Below are 16826 nucleotides of genomic sequence, written 5' to 3'. Positions count from 1 at the left end.
CGATCCCGCGGGCCGGAGACGCCGCGAGGCCGATGACGTCGGCCGAGAAGCGGGTGATCTTCGCGTCCTCGCTCGGCACAGTGTTCGAGTGGTACGACTTTTATCTCTACGGTTCACTGGCGGCGATCATCGGCGCGCAGTTCTTCTCGGCTTACCCGCCGGCCACGCGCGACATCTTCGCGTTGCTCGCCTTCGCGGCCGGCTTCATCGTCCGTCCATTCGGCGCCTTGGTGTTCGGCCGCATCGGTGACCTCGTCGGGCGCAAATACACCTTCCTGGTCACGATTCTGATCATGGGCCTGTCGACCTTCATCGTCGGCATCCTGCCCAACGCGGCCACCATCGGCATCGCGGCGCCGATCATCCTGATCGTCCTGCGCCTCGCCCAGGGCCTTGCCCTCGGCGGCGAGTACGGCGGCGCAGCGACCTACGTGGCCGAGCACGCCCCCAACGGCCGGCGCGGCTTCTACACGAGCTGGATCCAGACCACCGCGACGCTGGGCCTGTTCCTGTCGCTCCTCGTGATCCTCGCGACCCGGACCTTCACCGGCGAGGCTGCCTTCGCCGAGTGGGGTTGGCGCATCCCGTTCCTGGTTTCGGTGCTGCTCCTCGGCATCTCGGTCTGGATCCGCCTCCAGCTCTCCGAATCCCCGGCCTTCAAGAAGATGAAGGACGAGGGCAAGACGTCCAAGGCGCCGCTCACGGAGGCCTTCGGCGAGTGGCGGAACGCGAAGTTCGCAGTCATCGCGCTGTTCGGCCTCGTCGCCGGTCAGGGCGTGGTCTGGTACACGGGCCAGTTCTACGCGCTGTTCTTCCTGCAATCGATCCTCAAGGTCGATGGCTATACCGCCAACCTGCTGATCGCTTGGTCGCTGCTCCTGGGCACCGGCTTCTTCGTGGTCTTTGGCTGGCTGTCCGACAAGATCGGCCGCAAGGTCATCATCCTTGCGGGCTGCGCGATCGCGGCGGCGACATTCTTCCCGATCTTCAAGGGGATCACCTCGACCGCCAATCCGAAGCTCGAGGCGGCAATCGAGAACGTGAAGGTGACGGTGACGGCCGATCCGGCCGCCTGCGGGACGCTGTTCAACCCGGTCGGAACCCGGGTGTTCGCCGCCCCCTGCGACCTCGCCCGCGACTTCCTGTCGAAGTCGTCGGTGCGCTACACGACCGTCCCCGGCGCGGCCGGTCAGCCTACGACGATCCGGGTGAACGACACCGAGATCCCGTACCCGCAGGGCGGCAACGTCGAGGCCAACAAGGCCACGACCACCGCGCTCCAAGCCGCGGGCTACCCGAAGGCCGGCGACCCCGAGATCGTCAAGATGTCGAACCCGTTCGACATCTTCCGACCGCAGGTCGCGCAGGTGATCGGCCTCTTGTTCATCCTCGTGCTCTTCGTCACGATGGTTTACGGCCCGATCGCCGCCATGTTGGTGGAGCTGTTCCCAACCCGGATCCGCTACACTTCGATGTCGCTGCCCTACCATATCGGCAACGGGTGGTTCGGCGGCCTGCTACCGGCCACCGCTTTCGCCATGGTGGCGCAGACCGGCGACATCTATTTCGGCCTCTGGTACCCGATCGTCATCGCCGTCGCGACGGTGATCATCGGCGTGCTGTTCGTACCGGAGACCAAGGATCGCGACATCTTCGCGGATACCTGACCGGCCCAAGCCGCTCGGACTGAACCCGTACCATCGGCGCCCAGGCAGCCCACGCTGCCTGGGCGTTTCTGTCTGGATTGCCGACGCGCGCCCTTGCGCGCCACCGGGCACCCGGAATGTGCCCCTGAACGAGACGCGATCACGCGCGTCGCACAGCGACAACCCGGCCGCTTGTGTCGAGCCTGCAACGCCGCAGCGAAATAGCGGTCCGTGCGGTTCGTCACGGATTGCATTTCGCAGGACCCTATACAGAGGTGGAAAGTATCGACATCAAGCCGAAACGCCGCCCTATCAGAACGCGCCGTTACTCTGGTTGTCTTGTTCCGGTCGAATGGTGTTGTAAGCGGTGATTTATTACAACTTCGAGTATATTACAGTCCCGATGCAGAACTACAAATGGACGCACCGATCCAATGAACCTGTACAAACTTTAACCTGACGACAATCGGGTGGGCGGAACCCTAAGCGGTAGAACTCCGTATTAAGCCTCCCTCCTCCCGGCCCCACTGGGAACTCGAACGTGAACGACGTCTTGGCACATCTGCGCCGCCGGCCCGGCACGAAGCCACCACTTCTACTTGTAATTATCTGGTCGCTCGTAGCGCTGGGGATGTGGCCCGTGATTAACACGGTTGCCGGCCGGTTGGTTTGGTGGTGGTGAAGCCGATCAGCGTCCCCGGTCACTCTCTGGATAGCCGTGGAGGTAGGCGCCGAGCAGATATCCGGCCTGATGCGCGGTCAAGTATCCCAGCATAATCAGCATATGCAGCAGATCGAGGCCATATACGGACATGAAGATCGTCATCGCGGCAAACATGACGACAGATGAGGTCACTGTGATGACGATCACCGAAAAGGACCGGCCGATCAGCCATCCCAAGAAAAACAACAGCGCTGCGACCACCATCTCGTCACCCGACCCGGATTTGTTCCAGGAAGTCCTTCACACGAGCTTCCGGCGCATATCCGCGTCATGATGGCGCGCGGCCGAGAGAATTTCAACCCGCGCGGTAGATGCCGCTCATATTTGCGAAGACGGGAATATCATATCTGCAATAATGCTCAAAACACAGCATTCGGCGACGACAGAAATTTATTGCCGAGCTTCGGACCGGACCATGCTTGCGCATGGCAATGCTGGACTGGGCAGCGCATCAGGCAGAAAGATCGATCGGGGCACTCCGATCTTTGCGGATCGTTAACGGAGCGGGTCGACACGAAGCCGCGCTCCGGCAATCGCGCCGCACGGATGTGCGACGCGGTCATGGCGAGCCAGGGATCCTGGCTCGGCCGGATCAATGCCGGAAGTGACGGTGCCCGGTCAGGACCATGGCGAGACCGGCCTCATCGGCTGCCGCGATGACGTCCGCATCGCGCATGGAGCCGCCGGGCTGAATGACCGCTGTTGCCCCGGCCTCGGCCGCCGCCATCAGCCCGTCCGCGAATGGGAAGAACGCGTCCGACGCCACCACGGAGCCGACAGCCAGGCTTTCGGAGAGCCCGAGGCGCTTCGCGCCCTCGGCGGCCTTCCAGGCGGCGATGCGGGAAGAGTCCACGCGCGACATCTGGCCCGCACCGATCCCGACCGTCGCGCCGGCCTTGGCGTACACGATGGCATTCGACTTTACGTGCTTGGCCACACGATAGGCGAACCGGAGATCGGCCAGCTCTGCCTCGCTCGGCGCGCGCTTGGTCACCACCGTGAGCGGCATATCGTCGACGACCGCCGCATCCCGGCTCTGGACCAGCAGACCTCCGGCGAGCGTCCGCACGGTTTCGCCGGGCGCCCGCGGATCCGGCAGGCCGCCGGCCAGCAAGAGACGCAGGTTCTTCTTGCCGGCGACGATGGCCGCCGCCTCCGGCGTGGCATCGGGGGCGATGATCACCTCTGTGAAGATCTCGACGATCCTGCGGGCCGCCTCGGCATCGAGGGTGCGGTTCAGGGCAACGATGCCGCCGAAGGCCGAGGTCGGATCGCAGCTCAGTGCCCGCTCATAGGCTTCGAGCAGGGTGCCCCCCTCCGAGACGCCACAGGGATTGGCATGCTTGATGATCGCCACCGCCGCGGTGCGCGCCGGGTCGAACTCGGCCACGCATTCGTAAGCGGCATCCGTGTCGTTGAAATTGTTGTAGGACAGCTCCTTGCCCTGGAGCTGACGGGCGGTGGCCACGCCCGACCGGACCTTGCCGGGCGCGCGGTAGAAGGCGGCCGCCTGATGGGGATTCTCGCCGTAGCGGAGCCCCTGCCCCAGGGCGCCGCCGAAGGCGCGGAACCGCGCGGGCTCATCCGCGCCGAAGCGACCGGCCATCCAGTTGGCGATGGCGGCATCGTAGGCCGCGGTGCGGGCGAACGCCTTCTGCGCGAGGCTCCGGCGCAGATCGGCGCCGAGCGCCCCGTCATGCGCCTCCAGCGCGGCCAGCACGCCGGCATAGTCCGACACGTCCGTGACGACGGCGACATCCGCATGATTCTTGGCTGCCGCGCGGATCATGGCCGGGCCGCCGACATCGATGTTCTCGATGCAGTCGGCATCCGACCGGTCGGCCGCGATCGTGGCCTCGAACGGATAGAGGTTGACCACCAGGAGGTCGATGGCGCCGATCCCGTGGGCGGCGAGCGCGGCTTGATGCTCCGGGTTGTCACGGACGGCGAGCAAGCCGCCATGGACAGCCGGATGCAGCGTCTTGACCCGGCCATCCATCATCTCCGGGAAGCCCGTGAGATCGGCGACTTCGGTAACCGGCAGGCCGGCCTCCTGCAGGGCGCGATGGGTGCCTCCGGTCGAGACCAGCGCGACGCCGCGGGCGTGGAGCGCCCGGGCGAAGTCGACGAGGCCGGTCTTGTCCGAGACCGAGAGGAGCGCGCGGGAGACCCGCACCTGATCGTGCGCCATAGCTTCGTGCCGAAAGTTCAAGACGGTCCGGCGCGGTAGCACGAAAACGGCCAGCCGGGCCAGCCGGCCCCCTCAGGGGACCACGCCGCGGAGCGGCGCGGAGGCGTGCCGCTCGAAGCTCCAGCGGACCTCGACGTCCTCGGAGACGCGCAGATGCAGCACGATCTGATCGGTGCGGCGCGGCCCGGTCAGCCCCGAGAAGTAGACGCTCTCCTCGATGGCGATCTCAGCGTTCTCGGCGCTGAACACCCAGATCTCGCCGAGCGCCGAGGCGAGTTCCAGTCCCTCCGGAATGCTGCGCACCGCGATGCCGGGATGAAGGTGGAAGCGGATCGCCACATCCTGCGGGCGCAACCGCCGTCCCCGGCTCAGCCCCTTGCCCTGGCGCAGGAAGGCGTCGCGGCCCTCCAGGCGCGCCGCCACGTGGAACAGCTGCCAGCGGCGCTCGTGTACGATGCCGAAATCGGGGCCGTAGCCATCGTGCCGGGCCGCGAGGACGACGCTGTCGGCCTCTTCGGCCCGCTCGGCGGCCACGGCCGACGGGCCGCTCAGCACGACCGACCCGCGCCGGCGGATCAGCCAGTCGGCCAGGAGCCGCTCGCCCCACCAACCGGTCCGGGTGAGGAACCGGCAGGACGAGGCGTGGGCGACCGAAGCCGTGGAGTGGGCCGGCGTGGAGCGGGCGAGGAGGCGCAGATCCGCGCCACTCGCCGGCAGGCCGCAATTGACGACGATGCGCTGGGGTCCGCTCGACATCTCGAAGGCGAGGCAGCCCGCCCCGGCATTGACCGAATACGGCAGCGGCGGGCTCGCGCCGACATCGGCCACGATCACGACCCGCCCCCCTTCCAGGCGCTCGTAGCCCGAATTCGGCGCGTGCATCAGCGGCCGGGCGAGCGCGCCGTCGTAGACCAGCAGGGTCGCGAGATGGTCCGCATCCGTAGCGCCCATGCCGTTGAAGTGGCTCAGCGAGGCGTCCGGGTGGCGCAGGAGCCGCAGCAGCGGCAGCATCCGATCGACGGCCCTGAGGAGCGCGAGCGGCGGCTCGACGCTGCGGCTGAGATAGCTCTGGCGCAGGGGCAGCAGGTCGAGGAGCAGTTCCATGGCGAAGCGCGGATCGCGGGAGCGATGGCCGCCATCGGTCAGGATCTGCCGGTCGAGTTCCCGCGTCAGGATACGGGTGGCCCGTCGCAGGATCGGCTGGATACCGTCGCAGCACAGGCCGGCGTAACAGAGCGCCACGGCGGCGTTCAGGCGCCATTGCGGTGGCACGCCCCGCCTCAGGTCGCGCTCGAGTTGCTGCGCGTTACGGCCGATCGCCTTGAGGAAGTTCTGGTAGAAACCGTGATCGGCGCCCTCCAGCACGAGGGGCGACTGGCACAGGAACGAGATCAGCCGCCGGGCCGCCACCGGCGTCTGCCGGGCGAGCGCCGCGTCGCCCCGGCCGGCGATGAAGTCGGCCACGAAGGCGCGGGCGTTGGCCCGGGCCAGCGCGGTGTCGGCCGCGCGCAGATGGCGCAGCCAGCCGAAGCCGTAGAGTTCGTCGGCCCATTCCGGCGAGGGCGCGGCGTAGTCGAAAGGCGAGCCGCCGCTCGCCGTGAGGGACCGACCGGCGAAGACGAACAACCCGGCATAGATGTCGTCCGCGAAGGTCGCGTCGGAGGTCCGAAGATCCTGGGGCGCGATCACCAATCCGGCGACCCGCATTCGGGCGAGGATGTCGGGCGAGGCGGTGACGCTGGCACCGGCGGCGCGGACGGCACGTACGGCCTCGCGCGCGACGAGCCGATAGAAGCGCCAACGGTCAGGCCCCCAAGCCACGCGATCTCCGAGCTACGCGATCTCACAAGGCCCCAAGGCCTTGAGCCCTCGCGTACGAGGATCGGCTGGCACCCGTTCCGTAAGGCTAGAGGGCGCCTCTTAACCGGCGGTTTACGCTATGTCATGTCCGACGCTGTGAAGGCGAGCCACGGCGGAACACCGGACCGTCACGGCCGTGCGGCAAGAGCCAGAGCGGTCCTCGACCGGTCGGAGGACGGGACAGCTGCCGTCTCCACGCGATCGCGCGTGGCTCTAGCCGGGCATCAGCGCGGCGTCGAACGCCTGCAGGTTCGACCGCATCAGATCGAGATAGGTTGCAGCCGGGCCGTCCGGCGCCGACAGCGCGTCGGAATAGACCCTGCCGCCGATGCGGGCGCCGCCCTCGCGGGCGATCTGCTCCATCTGGCGCGGATCGCTGATGTTCTCGAGGAAGACCGCCGGGACGCGCTCCTTGCGGATCTGGCGGATGATCGTCGCCACATCCCGTGGGCTCGCCTCACTGTCGGTGGAGACGCCCTGCGGTGCGATGAAGCGCAGGCCGTAGGCCGCCGCGAAGTAGCCGAAGGCGTCGTGGGTCGTGATGATCCGCCGCCGCTCCGGCGGGATGCGGGCGATCGCCGCCCGGACGTCGCGCTCCAGCATGTCGAGCTTGGCGAGGTAGCCGGACGCGGCCTCCCGATAGGCTTCGGCATGGGCCGGATCGACCTTGGCCAGCCCGTCCCGGATGTTCGCCACGTAGATCCGCACGTTGGCGACATCCTGCCAGGCATGGGGATCCACGGCGTGATCGCCGTGTCCGGGGTCGCGCTCCCCTGGCCCGTCCCCATGGGCGTGTTCGTCCTGCGCGGAGATCGGCTTCACCCCCGCGGAGGCGATCACCACCGGTGCGCGAGTGCCGGACGCGCGGATCAATCGGTCGAGCCAGCCCTCCAGCCCGAGGCCGTTGACGAACACGATGTCGGCTTCGACCAGCTTGCGCGCATCGGCCGGGGATGGGCTGAAACCGTGGGCGTCGGAATCGGGTCCCACCAGAGACGCCACCGCGACGTGAGATCCGCCGACCTGCCGAACGAGGTCGCCCAGGATCGAGAAGGTCGCCACCGCCCGGACTGCCGCGGTCTCCGCGGCCGAAGCGGGACCAGCAAACCCGGCCCACACGGACAGGATCGCGAGCGCCATGATCCGAAATGTTCTCGCCACGCCTCGCACCGCTTCACCTGCCCGCATGTTGGTCGCGCCAGCCACTAATGTAACATTGTTACATACACAAGCGGGATACATGCCGGGCGCGCCATGCGCCGCGTATGACGCCGTCGCGGGCAGCGGCGGCGTCCCGAGCACAAGACGGAGATTCCCATGTCGCGACGTATGACGGCGGCCATCCTGGTGAGCGGAGCCCTCGGGCTGGGACTCGCCGGCGCGGCCCTTGCGCGTGACCACGGCGCCGAGGGCTTCCGCGGCCACGGACGCTGGAGCGCGCTGACCCCCGAGGACCGGGCGGCCTTCACGGATGCCCGCATCGCCGCCCTGCATGCCGGCCTGAAGCTCACGCCCGACCAGGAGAAGCTGTGGCCGCCGGTGGAAGCGGCGATCCGCGACATGGCCAGGCTGCGCGAGCGGCGCCGCGAGGCGCTGCGCGACCGCCCCAGATTCAGCGACGACGCCCCGGCGGCGCTGCGGGCGATGGCCGATGCGGCGACCGCGCGCGGCGAGGCCCTGCGCAAGCTCGCCGACGCGTCGCAGCCGCTCTACGCCAGCCTCGACCAGGACCAGAAGCGGCGCGCCATGATCCTCGCCCGACCCATGGGCGGGCATCGTCACGGCGGCTGGCATCACGGTCCGGACGGCGACCGCGGACCGCATGCGCGTGACGACGACCGCTGACCAAAAGCCTTGATCCGCAGCTGCGATGGCGGCACACCGCAGCCGCGGATCCTGCCCGAGGGCGCCCCTGATCCGACCCGGTAGGTTTCATGGCGCGCCTTCCCGGCGACACGGCTCCCCTCCTCGTCCGGCTCTGGCGCACCTGGCTCTACCCGCACCGGGCGACGCTGGCCGTGGTGCTGGTGCTGATCGCGCTGGTAGGCGCCTCGACAGGGCTCTACCCGGCTCTGATCAAGGCTGCCTTCGACGCCTTCGACCGCAAGGACGCGGTGGCCATCGCGTACGGGCCGCTGGTGGTGATCGCGGTCACGGCCACACGCGGCTTCGCCCTCTACGGCCAGACGGTGCTGACTAACCGTGTGGTTACCCGGGTCGAGGCCGACATGCAGGCGGCGCTCTTCGGCCACCTGATCGACTCGGATCTGGCCCAGCTCGGCCGCGAGAGTCCGGCGGCCCTCACCCAGCGCTTCACCACCGACTTCGCCTTCATCAAGGAAGCGCTGACCCGCATCTCGACCGTGCTCCTGCGCGACATCGCCATGCTGGTCGGGCTGGTGGCGGCGCTGATCTGGATGGATCCGGTGCTGACCCTGGTGGCCGGCATCACGGTGCCGTTCGTGGCGGGGCCGATCGGGCGGATCGGCAAGAAGCTCCGGCGGGTCTCGACCTCGACGCAGGAGCAGATGGGCGCCACCGCCAGCCTCATCTCCGAGAGCCTGCAGGGCGCCCGCGTTGCCAAGACCTACGCGATGGAGACCTACCTCAAGGGCCGCGCCGCCGAAGCCCTCGACGAGGTGCGCCGCCTCAAGATGAAGGCCGCCAATGCCCGCGGCCGCCTCGACCCGTTGCTGGAGATCGGCGGCGGCATCGCGGTGGCCGGCGTGCTGGTGCTGGTCGGGCAGCGGGTCCTCGCGGGAGAGAAGACGGTCGGCGACTTCACGGGCTACGTGGCGGCGCTGCTCCTCGCCGCCCAGCCGGCCCGGGCGCTTGGCAATCTCAACGCCATCCTTCAGGAGGCGGCGGCCGCACTGCGGCGCTACTTCGACGTGATGGACGAGGCGGCGGAGATCCGCGAGGCACCGGATGCGCGGCCGTTGACGGTCACCGCCGGCGCGATCCGTTTCACAGGCGTCCATTTTCGCTACCGGCCGGACGCTCCGGCGCTCGAGGGGATCGACCTCACGGCTCCGCCGGGCTCCGTCACGGCACTTGTCGGGCGCTCGGGCTCCGGCAAGTCCTCCCTGCTGAATCTCGTGCCGCGGCTCTACGACGTGACCGAGGGCGCCGTGACCATCGACGGGCGGGACGTGCGTGGCGTGACCCTCGCGTCGCTGCGCGCGGCCGTGGCGGTGGTTTCGCAGGATGTGGTTCTCTTCGACGACACGATTGCCGCCAACATCGGATTCGGCCGGCCGGGAGCGACGCGCGCCGAGATCGAGGCGGCCGCCTCCGCCGCCGCAGCCCACGGCTTCGTGACAGCGCTGCCGGAGGGCTACGCGTTCCGAGTCGGGCCCGGCGGCGGCCGGCTTTCCGGCGGCGAGCGCCAGCGGGTGGCCCTCGCCCGCGCCTTCCTCAAGGACGCGCCGATCCTGCTCCTCGACGAGGCGACCTCGGCGCTCGACTCCGAATCAGAGCGTCTGGTCCAGGAGGCGCTGACCCGGCTGATGCGCGGCCGCACCACCCTGGTGATCGCCCACCGCCTCTCGACCGTACGCGACGCCGATCAGATCGCCGTGATGGATGCGGGCCGCGTGATCGAGGTCGGACGGCACGACGACCTGCTCGCGGCCGGCGGCGCCTATGCGCGCCTGCACCGGCTGCAGCTGTCGGAGCCCGCGACCGTCGAGTGACTCGCATGTGCGGCGACGCCGTCATGCGCCGGCTCCGTAGATTCGCGCGCCGGAGCGCGCCATAAGGGCCTCAGTCGATGAGGACCACACCGTGAGCGACCTGACGTTCGAGATCCAAAGTCATCCCGCGCCGCGGACCGCCGAGGAGCGGGCCGCGCTGATGGCGAATCCTGGCTTCGGCAAGGTGTTCACCGATCACATGGTGGTGGCGCGCTACTCGGCCGGCCGGGGCTGGCACGACGCGCGGATCCAGGCGCGCGAGGCGATTCCGCTCGATCCCGCTTCCGCGGTGCTGCACTACGCGCAGGAGATCTTCGAGGGGCTGAAGGCCTACCGGACCGCCGATGGCGGCGCCGCGCTGTTCCGGCCAGACGCCAACGCCCGCCGCTTCCGCCGCTCGGCCGAGCGTATGGCGATGGCGCCCTTCCCAGAGGACGCCTTCGTGGAGGCGATGCGGCGGCTCGTCGAGATCGACCGCGCCTGGATCCCTGACACGCCGGACGGCAGCCTCTATCTCCGCCCGTTCATGATCGCCAGCGAGGCCTTCCTCGGGGTCAAGCCCGCCTCGGAATACCTGTTCGTGACGATCGCCTCGGCGGTGGGCTCGTACTTCAAGGATCCGACCGGGACCGTCACTGTGTGGGTCTCGGAGCACTTCACCCGCGCGGCCCCGGGCGGCACGGGCGCGGCCAAGTGCGGCGGCAACTACGCCGCCAGCCTCGCGGCGCAGTCGGAAGCGGCTGCCCAGGGCTGCGAGCAGGTGGTGTTCCTCGACGCGGTAGAGCGCCGCTACATCGAGGAACTCGGCGGCATGAACGTGTTCTTCGTCTTCGAGGACGGCACGTTGGTGACGCCGCCCCTCTCGGACAGCATCCTGCCCGGCATCACGCGCGACTCGGTGATTACCCTGGCGCTTGAGGCTGGTCTCTCCGTGAAGGAGGAACCCTACACGATCGACGCGTGGCGCGCCGACGTGCGGGAAGGCCGCCTGACCGAGGCCTTCGCCTGCGGCACCGCCGCGGTGATCACGCCGATCGGGACCGTGAAGGGCCGGGAAGAGAGCTTCACCATCGGAAACGGCAAGGCCGGGCCGGTGGCCCAGCGGCTGCGAAGCCTGCTGGTGGACATCCAGCGGGGCAACTCCAACGACGCCCATGGCTGGTTCCAGAAGGTCTTTTAGGATTTCTCATCCACCTGCACGGGCGGCGCACGCTGTCGGTTCAGCCCGCTCGGGCGTGAAACCTGCCGCGGGCCTTCCCTCCCCCCTCTGCAGGGGAGGGTGAGTCGCGCATGACGGACGCGGTCGCCCACCACTCGGATCCGCCTGTCGGCCCCTGGAGCCCGGGCGTCCGGTCCGATCTGCCCTCCGCCTTTCTGCCCCTGGTCACCGTCTACCGGCCGGAACATGTCGAAACGCCGCTCCGCGACGCCCTGGACCTGAGCGACCTCTGCGGGCTGCCCGCCCGCCAGCTGACCCGGTTCCGGGCCGGTCGACTCGTCGTCCACGAGGTTCTGATCCGGGTCATGTCGGACTTGTCCGTGCCGGTGGGCGCGGTCTACGCCGATCTGGGCGTGAACTTCCGAGCCATCGTCGCCACGATCCTGCGCGAGGGGATCGAGCCACGTCTCGGCGAGGTCGAGGCCGCCCTCGCCGGGATCCGCGCCGAGGCGGATGCGGTGCTCGCCCGAGAAGTCTCCGCCATTCTGGAGGATACACCGGCCCCGCCCCCGCCCGAGCCGCGCTGGCTCGACCGGATCCTCGGGCGCCGACCTCCGGTGGCCGAAGCCCCGCGCGAGGATCTCGCGACCCGGGCCCTGTACCACCTCGAATCCTGGCAACGGCGGGCCGCCGCGTCCGGCGACGGTTTGGAGATTGCCGCCTGCGAGGCCCTCCGCACCGTGATATCCGGCCTCATCGCGCGGCAGAACGCCGTCATCCGGGATCCTGTCCTGTTGCGGACGATCGCGGGAACGCTGGTCTCGAACGGCTATGGCAGCCGACGCATCGGCGAGCAGATCGAGCCCTGGATCGCTGCGGTGGTGGAGGCGCAGAACTACCGCCGGCTGGCGCCGCAGGATCATCCTGTGGTGATGAACGTGAAAGGCGCCTCGGCCTCCGGCAAGAGCACGATCCGCCCCTACCAGCTCGGCCTCGCCAAGCGCCTCGGTATGGCGTGGTCCGACTTCGCGGTGATCACACCCGATGTCTGGCGCAAGTATCTCCTCGACTACGACAGCCTCGGACCGGCCTCCCGCTACGCCGGCACGCTGACGGGTTACGAGGTCGAGATCATCGACATGAAGCTCGACCGCTACGTCACCCGCAAGGCGGCGGAGCGGCGGATCTCGAACCTGCTGATCGACCGCTTCCGGTTCGACAGCTTCCAGGCCGAGGCCGGCTCCGACGGCGGCGGCCAGTTGCTCACCCGGTTCGGCGACCGGGTCTACATGCAGTTCATGGTCACGCCTCCGGCCGACACCGTGGAGCGGGCGTGGAAGCGGGGCGAGCTGTTCGGCCGATACAAGGCGGTGGAGGACCTGCTGGCCCACAATGTCGAGGCCTATACCGGCATGCCGCGCCTGTTCTTCAACTGGGCGCTGGCCCGGGACAAGCAGGTGGTCTGCGAGTTCCTCGACAACAGCGTGAAGCTCGGCGAGCGCCCGCGCACCATCGCGTTCTGGGCGGACGGGATCCTCAACATCCTCGACGTGAAGGGATTGATCGACATCGACCGCTTCCGGAAGGTCGACATCTTCGCCCGTAGCCCAGAGGCGGTCTTCAAGGGCGCCGACCTCTCGGCATCCGCCAACACCACCTTCCTGCGCGAATGCCTGCGCCGAATGACGATCGTCCGCTTCGTTCAGGCCGAGACCGGCCGGGCCATCCTGCGCCTCGAGCGCGGACGGATCACGGCGCTGGATCCGAGCACCCTGGCGGCGGTAAAGGAGGGACCGGAATGGGTGGCCGCCTGCGCGCTCATCGGCTTTCCGGCTGATCCGGCCTCGATCCCCGCGCTCGATGAAACGCTGAACCCGGCTGACGCGCCGACGCTCGGTGCCTGGGGCCCGATTCCCCAGGCCGAGCAAGCGGAATAATATCGCCGACCTGACAGTTCATCTCGTCCGTCTCACCCTGGTATATTGCATACCTGGAACGGATGTGCATGATCATCGGTGGACGAGAGACGCCGCCACAGTAAGGCCGCGCCGCCTACGAGAGAGGCTCAGGGATGGAACGCCAGGATTCGCCGGCGGCGAAATGGTGGCAGCTCGCCTTCGGCGTGATCTGCATGGCCATGATCGCCAACCTTCAATACGGGTGGACATTGTTCGTCGACCCGATCGACCAGCGCTACCATTGGGGTCGCGCGGCGATCCAGCTCGCCTTCACGCTGTTCGTCGCCACCGAAACCTGGCTGGTGCCGGTCGAGGCATGGTTCGTCGACCGCTACGGCCCGAAGATCGTGGTGGCCTTCGGCGGCGTGATGATCGCCCTGGCCTGGACGATCGATGCCTACGCCGACAGCCTGTTCCTGCTGTATCTGGGTGCCGTGATCGCCGGTATTGGCGCCGGTTCCGTCTACGGCACCTGCGTGGGCAACGCGCTGAAGTGGTTTCCGCATCGCCGCGGTCTCGCCGCGGGCGCCACGGCGGCCGGGTTCGGCGCGGGCGCGGCCATCACGGTGGTGCCGATCGCCCGGATGATCGCCTCCAGCGGCTACCAGGACGCCTTCCTGTATTTCGGCATCGGCCAGGGCGCCGTTGTGCTGGCTCTCGCCTTCCTGCTGCGCAAGCCGTCGACGAGCACGCCGATTCAGCGCAAGAGCACCCGCCTGCCCCAGACCAAGGTCGACCGCAGCCCCCGCGAGGCGGTGCGCACCCCCGTCTTCTGGGTCATGTACGTCATGTTCGTGATGGTCGCGTCCGGCGGCCTGATGGCGGCGGCGCAGATCGCACCGATCGCCCACGACTTCCAGGTGGCCGGCGTGCCGGTGAGCCTCTTCGGCCTCCAGATGGCCGCGCTGACGCTGGCGATCTCTCTGGACCGCATCTTCGACGGGTTCGGGCGGCCGTTCTTCGGCTTCGTCTCCGACCATATCGGCCGCGAGAACACGATGTTCATCGCCTTCTCGACGGCGGCTCTGGCGGTGATCGTGCTGCTGACCTACGGGCACAATCCGATGGTCTTCGTGCTCGCAACCGCGGTCTATTTCGGGGTGTTCGGCGAGATCTACTCGCTGTTCCCGGCGACCTGCGGTGACACGTTCGGCTCGAAATACGCCGCCAGCAATGCCGGCCTGCTCTACACCGCCAAGGGAACCGCGGCCTTCCTCGTGCCCTTCGCCAGCCTGATCTCCACCGCCTACGGCTGGTCGGCCGTGTTCACGCTGATCATCGTCCTCAACGTCACGGCGGCGGCCCTGGCCATGTTCCTGCTTCGCCCGATGCGGGCCCGCTATCTCGCCGCCGCTGAGCACCCGGCGGCTCTGGCCACACAACCGATCCGGGCGGTCTGACTGCCCGAACCGACGACCACGCGAAGGACACGCAACCCCACGGATCTCCCATTCCTCCCCCTCATCCTGCGGCGACGACGCGAAGCGGAGGCCTCGAAGGAGGGATCCGGACATCGCAGAGGCCTCCGGAGAACGCCTTCGAGGCCCGCCGAGGCGGGCACCTCAGGATGAGGGCGGAGGATGGGAGATCCCTCGAGCCTGACGGCGCCGAGCGCCACCTCAACCGACACCAACCCTTCGGAGACCCTGCCATGACCGCCCTGGCCAAGATCGTGCACACCACACCCGAGGTCGAGGCAGAGCCGGACCTGACCGACGGCTTCCACCTCGTCATCGACGCGCTCAAGCTCAACGGCATCGAGACGATCTACGGCGTCCCGGGCATCCCGATCACCGATCTCGGCCGCATGGCGCAGGCCGAGGGGATGCGGGTGATCTCGTTCCGTCACGAGCAGCATGCCGGCAACGCCGCGGCGATCGCGGGCTTCCTGACCCAGAAGCCGGGCATCTGCCTCACCGTGTCGGCCCCGGGCTTCCTCAACGGGCTCACGGCGCTCGCCAACGCCACCACCAACTGCTTCCCGATGATCCTGATCTCGGGCTCCTCCGAGCGCGAGATCGTCGACCTGCAGCAGGGCGACTACGAGGAGATGGACCAGCTCGCCATCGCCAAGCCCCTGTGCAAGGCGGCCTTCCGGGTGCTGCACGCGGCCGATATCGGCATCGGCGTCGCCCGCGCCATCCGCGCCGCCTGCTCGGGCCGGCCGGGCGGCGTCTATCTCGACCTGCCCGCCAAGCTGTTCGCCCAGGTGATGGATGCCGAGGCCGGCCGTCAGTCGCTCGTGAAGGTGATCGATCCGGCCCCGGCCCAGCGCCCGGCCCCCGAGGCGATCGCCCGGGCGCTGGACGTCCTGAAATCCGCCAAGCGGCCGCTGATCGTGCTCGGCAAGGGCGCCGCCTACGCTCAGGCCGACGAGGCGATCCGCGCGCTCGTCGAGACCAGCGGCATTCCGTACGTGCCGATGAGCATGGCCAAGGGCCTCCTGCCCGACACCCACCCGCTCTCGGCCGGCGCGGCGCGCTCGACGGCGCTGAAGGACTCGGACGTGGTGCTGCTGATCGGCGCCCGGCTGAACTGGCTGCTGTCGCACGGCAAGGGCAAGAGCTGGGGCGAGCCGGGCTCGACCAAGTTCATCCAGATCGACATCGAGCCGCGCGAGATGGACTCGAACGTCGAGATCGTGGCCCCGGTGGTCGGCGACATCGCCTCCTGCGTGCAGGCGTTGCTCGACGGCATGGGCAAGGGCTGGCAGCAGCCCCCGTCCGACTGGATCGAGACGCTCAAGACCAAGCGCGAGGCGAACATCGCCAAGATGGCGCCGAAGCTCATGAGCAACGCCTCGCCCATGACCTTCCACGCCGCGCTCGGCGCGCTGCGCACCATCGTCAAGGAGCGGCCGGACGCGATCCTGGTCAACGAGGGCGCCAACACCCTCGACCTCGCCCGCGGCATCATCGACATGTACCAGCCGCGCAAGCGCCTGGATGTCGGCACCTGGGGCATCATGGGCATCGGGATGGGCTTCGCGGTGGCGGCCGCGGTCGAGACCGGCAAGCCGGTGCTCTGTGTGGAAGGCGACAGCGCCTTCGGCTTCTCCGGCATGGAAGTGGAGACGATCTGCCGGTACGGGCTGCCGGTCTGCATCGTGGTGTTCAACAACAACGGTATCTACCGCGGCACCGACACCGATCCGACCGGCCGCGACCCGGCCACGACGGTGTTCGTGCCGGATTCCCGCTACGACCGGATGATGGAGGCCTTCGGCGGCGTCGGCTACCATGTGACCACGCCGGACGAGCTGACCCGGGCGGTCAACGAGGCGATGAATTCGGGTCGCCCCGCGCTCGTGAATGCCGTCATTGACCCGGCCGCCGGCAGCGAGAGCGGCAACATCGGCAGCCTCAACCCGCAGAGCGGCATCAAGAAGAAGAAGTGAGCGTGGCGGACTAAGGCCCCTGACCTGAATACTTTGACGGCCGGATCGCTCAGCGATCCGGCCGTTTCGATGCGGACGCAGTGTGATGCGCCCCCACGATCCGCGGACCTCCATGGTCGATATCGGGCCCAGCCAGCCCTCTGCGGACTCGGGGCGGGTCTCCTCTCCCGCACGAGACAAGGGGCCGGTCGCGCTC

Annotated in this window: 11 protein-coding genes; 7 read left to right on the top strand and 4 right to left on the bottom strand. The window is 68.5% G+C overall.

The genetic code is table 11. The features are described 5' to 3' along the window. Nucleotides 1-32: 32 nt before the first annotated feature. Nucleotides 33-1667 (top strand): MFS transporter, encoded by a 1635-nt coding sequence (locus tag BLT59_RS23655; protein ID WP_091786474.1) that lies wholly within the window; start codon nucleotides 33-35, stop codon nucleotides 1665-1667. Between the two features lie 667 nt (nucleotides 1668-2334). Here BLT59_RS23655 and BLT59_RS23650 read toward each other — a convergent pair. From BLT59_RS23650 to BLT59_RS23635, 4 genes are all read right to left on the bottom strand, one after another. Further along, the gene (locus BLT59_RS23650) at nucleotides 2335-2574 is read right to left on the bottom strand and encodes a hypothetical protein (RefSeq protein WP_091786471.1); all 240 of its coding nucleotides are present in this window, start codon (nucleotides 2572-2574) and stop codon (nucleotides 2335-2337) included. A 388-nt stretch (nucleotides 2575-2962) separates the two neighbouring features. Beyond that, complete coding sequence (gene purH / locus BLT59_RS23645; protein WP_091786467.1) at nucleotides 2963-4561, bottom strand: bifunctional phosphoribosylaminoimidazolecarboxamide formyltransferase/IMP cyclohydrolase; 1599 nt, start codon at nucleotides 4559-4561, stop codon at nucleotides 2963-2965. A gap of 72 nt (nucleotides 4562-4633) precedes the next feature. After that, entirely contained in the window at nucleotides 4634-6382 is a 1749-nt protein-coding gene (locus tag BLT59_RS23640; RefSeq protein WP_091786464.1) for a heparinase II/III family protein, read from the bottom strand. A 252-nt stretch (nucleotides 6383-6634) separates the two neighbouring features. Continuing rightward, nucleotides 6635-7561 carry a metal ABC transporter substrate-binding protein gene (locus BLT59_RS23635; protein WP_091786461.1) on the bottom strand — a complete coding sequence of 309 codons (927 nt, stop codon included), beginning with the start codon at nucleotides 7559-7561 and terminating at the stop codon, nucleotides 6635-6637. Nucleotides 7562-7738: 177 nt separating this feature from the next. Here BLT59_RS23635 and BLT59_RS23630 point away from each other — a divergent pair, with 177 nt between their 5' ends. From BLT59_RS23630 to oxc, 6 genes are all read left to right on the top strand, one after another. Continuing rightward, nucleotides 7739-8266 carry a Spy/CpxP family protein refolding chaperone gene (locus tag BLT59_RS23630; protein ID WP_091786458.1) on the top strand — a complete coding sequence of 176 codons (528 nt, stop codon included), beginning with the start codon at nucleotides 7739-7741 and terminating at the stop codon, nucleotides 8264-8266. Between the two features lie 89 nt (nucleotides 8267-8355). Next, on the top strand, nucleotides 8356-10116 hold the full coding sequence (locus BLT59_RS23625; protein WP_091786454.1) for an ABC transporter ATP-binding protein: 1761 nt from the start codon (nucleotides 8356-8358) through the stop codon (nucleotides 10114-10116). 91 nt (nucleotides 10117-10207) lie between these two features. Then, nucleotides 10208-11296: a branched-chain amino acid aminotransferase gene (locus BLT59_RS23620; protein WP_091786451.1), complete on the top strand. Its 1089-nt coding sequence runs from the start codon at nucleotides 10208-10210 to the stop codon at nucleotides 11294-11296. Nucleotides 11297-11406: 110 nt separating this feature from the next. Beyond that, nucleotides 11407-13212 (top strand): DEAD/DEAH box helicase family protein, encoded by a 1806-nt coding sequence (locus BLT59_RS23615; RefSeq protein ID WP_091786448.1) that lies wholly within the window; start codon nucleotides 11407-11409, stop codon nucleotides 13210-13212. 134 nt (nucleotides 13213-13346) lie between these two features. After that, nucleotides 13347-14633: an oxalate/formate MFS antiporter gene (gene oxlT, locus BLT59_RS23610; RefSeq protein WP_091786445.1), complete on the top strand. Its 1287-nt coding sequence runs from the start codon at nucleotides 13347-13349 to the stop codon at nucleotides 14631-14633. Between the two features lie 251 nt (nucleotides 14634-14884). Then, the gene (gene oxc / locus BLT59_RS23605; RefSeq protein ID WP_091786442.1) at nucleotides 14885-16630 is read left to right on the top strand and encodes an oxalyl-CoA decarboxylase; all 1746 of its coding nucleotides are present in this window, start codon (nucleotides 14885-14887) and stop codon (nucleotides 16628-16630) included. The last annotated feature ends 196 nt before the right edge of the window (nucleotides 16631-16826 follow it).

The organism is Methylobacterium sp. UNC378MF (assembly GCF_900103195.1).
In the GTDB taxonomy this organism is placed as follows: Bacteria; Pseudomonadota; Alphaproteobacteria; order Rhizobiales; family Beijerinckiaceae; genus Methylobacterium.
Note: the sequence above shows the minus strand (reverse complement) of the source record. Positions and strands in the feature narration are given on the sequence as shown.